The organism is Terriglobus sp. YAF25 (assembly GCF_052113305.1).
Taxonomy (GTDB): Bacteria; Acidobacteriota; Terriglobia; order Terriglobales; family Acidobacteriaceae; genus Terriglobus.
In genome coordinates this window covers 1-3,185 of record NZ_JBFRCY010000554.1, presented here as the reverse complement: position 1 = coordinate 3,185, position 3,185 = coordinate 1, and the positions used below count along the sequence as shown (strand labels likewise).

Here is a 3,185-nt window from a genome sequence, read left to right as displayed (position 1 = left end):
AGATACGGCAACGCCGCTGATCCGGTGATGACAGAACCAGAAGCAACCGCGGGTGGATTGACGAAGGAGCACGGGTTATACCAGTGTTTGGGTGTCCGGGTCTGGGCCGCGCAACTTACGGTATCGGTGCGGCGCGAATCGGGCGAACCACCGGCAGCGAACGGATCGCGGATGGCCACCGGATGCGCGTTTCCACCGGCCTGGGTGCTCACATTGGTGTTCATGCTGAATGGATTACCGGTCTGCGCGATGAACGTCAAACTGTTCGTCCATCCCCCAAGGATAATGTCCATCGCACCATGATGATTGCCATACTTCTTGCCGACGCCGTACGGGAAGGCATATGAGCCGTTGAGCGCAACGCGTTGCCGCACGTCGAAGGGTGAGTTGCTCCAGTCAGGCCCCAGGCCGATCAGGTTCGGATTACGGAAACCGGCATCACCTGTGCTACCCAATGGTGTCGGCGCATTATCGAGGGAATGCGACCAGGTATAGCTCGCCAGGAAGCTAAGCCCGTTATGCATGTGCTGATCGAGTTTTGCCTGCAGCGAGTTGTAGCTGGAGCCTCCAGCGTACGAACTGTAGGCTGTACCGTTGATTCCAGGGAATGGTTTGTACTTGGTTGTATCCTGGCCCGATGCGAGAAGGGCTGTCGATCCGTTCTTATCCGGAAAGACAATCAGGTGACGTGAGTTGGAGCCCACATACGCCAGTCCCGCAGAGAGCGAGGGAGAGATCGCGTATTCGGTTGAGAGGTTGTACTGCTGGCTGTACGGCGTCTTCACCTGAGCATCCGATCCGCGCAGGCTGGGGTTAGAAACCGAATTCTGCAAACCTGCAGCGATCGCGGCGGAGAAGCCGTTCTCTAACGTAATGCCGTTGTTACGGCAGCTTGTCGTGCTGCAGGATCCATACAGCGTAGTGGAGTTATATCCAGACTCGAACATGAACGGATAGTTCAGGCCGAGGTTGGGATAGTATCCCGCGCTCTCGAGACCGCCGTAGAAGAGACCGTATCCAGCTCTCAGCACCAGCTTGTCTGTCGCTTTGTAGGCGATGCCGAAGCGGGGTGCGAAGTTGGTCTTCTGCGGTTGAATCAGGAAGCGGTTGTCTGAGTAAGCAATGTTGATACGGTTGGCCGCCATCGTGTTCGTGAAGCTGCTTGCCAGCGATACATTCCGCTTGGAGCTCGGAATGTAATAGGTACCCGTTCCTGTGCTGGGTCCGATCGTGCTCACGACAAAAGCCGCCTGGTTATCATGGCGTTCCATGTAGGGCTGCGCATACTCGTAGCGGAGACCGAGGTTCAGAGTAAGCCGCTGCGAGATCTTCCAGTCATCCTGGAAGTACGCCGCACGAATCCACCGAACATCATCCGTGGTGGCGATGTTGGTGAGCGCTGCCGTGTCCATGTTGTTGGTAAGGAAGTCCGCAACGCCGGAGCCCGTGTATGCGATTCCGCCGGTTGTGGGCGAACCCGCTCCCGCGGTGAACTTACCGCTGTAGTTATAGGTTCCCCGCGGTTCGATGGGCTGAAGCGTGGAGAAACGAATGCGTTGGAAGTTAATGCCGGTACGGAAGCTGTGGTTGCCGACAATCTTGGTGACGTTGTCCAGGATCTGGTAGACGTTCTGGTGCTCGTCGGTTGGCGTCCAGGTCGGTGTGCCAAATCCGTTGATACCAGTTACAGAAACGTTAGGCAGACCGCCGTTGGTGGTGCCTCCTGGAATACCGCCAAGTCCGATGCTGGCCGCCAGGTTCGAGTTCGTCGCGTTCGGCTGCGTGAACCCGAAGTGACCGTAGTTGTAGCCGAAGCGCGCTTCGTTGACGAAGCTCGAGTTGAAGACGTGCGTCCAGCTTGCTGCCAGAGCTTCTGAGAAGTTGACAATGTTGCCGGTGTCGCCGAAGCCGCCGCCATCCAGAACTGGCCCGAGAATCGGAGCACGGGTTCCAGGAGTATCGGAGTAGCTGGCGCGAACGAACGCCTGGTCCTTCTGGGTGGCGTTGTAATCAGCGCGGATATCGAACTGCGTCGTGTTATCGATCGCGTTCCGGTTGCTGAAGTAGTTATTACTGATCCTGCCGTTGATGCTCTGGTTCGCGACCGGATACATGTTCAGGATCTTTAGCGCAGTGGCATTGATCTGGCTTGCGCAGAGGACATTGTTCTGGCCATTGCAGCTCATCGGCGTGGCGATGTTGCCCGAGTTCGGCTGCACCAACTGTACGGGGTTACTATTTCCGGTCTTGTTGGTGTCCAGAAGCTCTGAGAAGTTGCCCTGGCGCATCAGCGTCGTGGGCACGGAGGCGTTGCTGCTCTCGYCGAAGATGATGCGATTCGCTTCCACATCACCGAAGAGGAAGAGCTTGTCTTTGATAATCGGGAAGCCCAGTGTGCCGCCGAACTGATTCTGACGGTACTTGGGGACTACACGATTGCCAAACGACGACCACTCATGGATATCGAAGGCATCGTTACGGATATATTCCCAGGCCGAACCGTGAATGCTGTTGGTACCGGACTTCACCGATACGTTAACGACCGCGCCGGCCGAGTGGCCGTATTCCGCGCTGTAGGCGCCGGTCTGCACCTTGAACTCAGCCAGTGCCTCCGGTGGGGGCTTCACGCTGTACGAAGCTCCGTTGAAGAAGTCCACCACGTTGACGTTGTTATCGACGCCGTCCAGAAGGAAGTTGTTCTGCTCTGACCGCATACCGTTGGCCGAGAAGTCGCCTTTACCTGAACCGCGCGATCCATTACCGGGAGCAATGCCGGCTGCGAGCTGCGCGATGAAGACGTAGTTACGTCCGTTCAGCGGTGTGTCGACGATGGTCTGCGCTTCAATAACCTGTCCCGTCGAACCGTCACCGGTCTGCAGCAGAGGCGCTTCCGTCGTTACAACGACCGTCTCTTCCGCTCCGACCTGAAGTGCGATGTCCACAGTCGCGCGTTCGGCGACGTGGAGCTGAATATTTTCCTGTTGCTTGGTGGAAAAACCGGACGCCGTAACTTTCACGGTGTATTTGCCGATCTTCACGGGGGAGAAGGTGTAGGTTCCTCTGGAGTCCGTTCTGTCCGTCAGGACGAATCCCGTATCCACGTTCGTTACAGTCACCGTCGCATTCGGGACTGCAGCGCCGGAAGGATCCGAGACGGTGCCAGTGATGGCACCCTGGTCGACCTG

At 57.3% G+C, this 3,185-nt stretch carries 1 protein-coding gene; it reads right to left on the bottom strand.

What is annotated here, in order from left to right; genetic code table 11:
• A partial coding sequence (locus AB4043_RS19935) for a carboxypeptidase regulatory-like domain-containing protein (RefSeq protein WP_442307878.1) occupies positions 1 to 3,185 on the bottom strand: 3,185 nt, incomplete at both ends.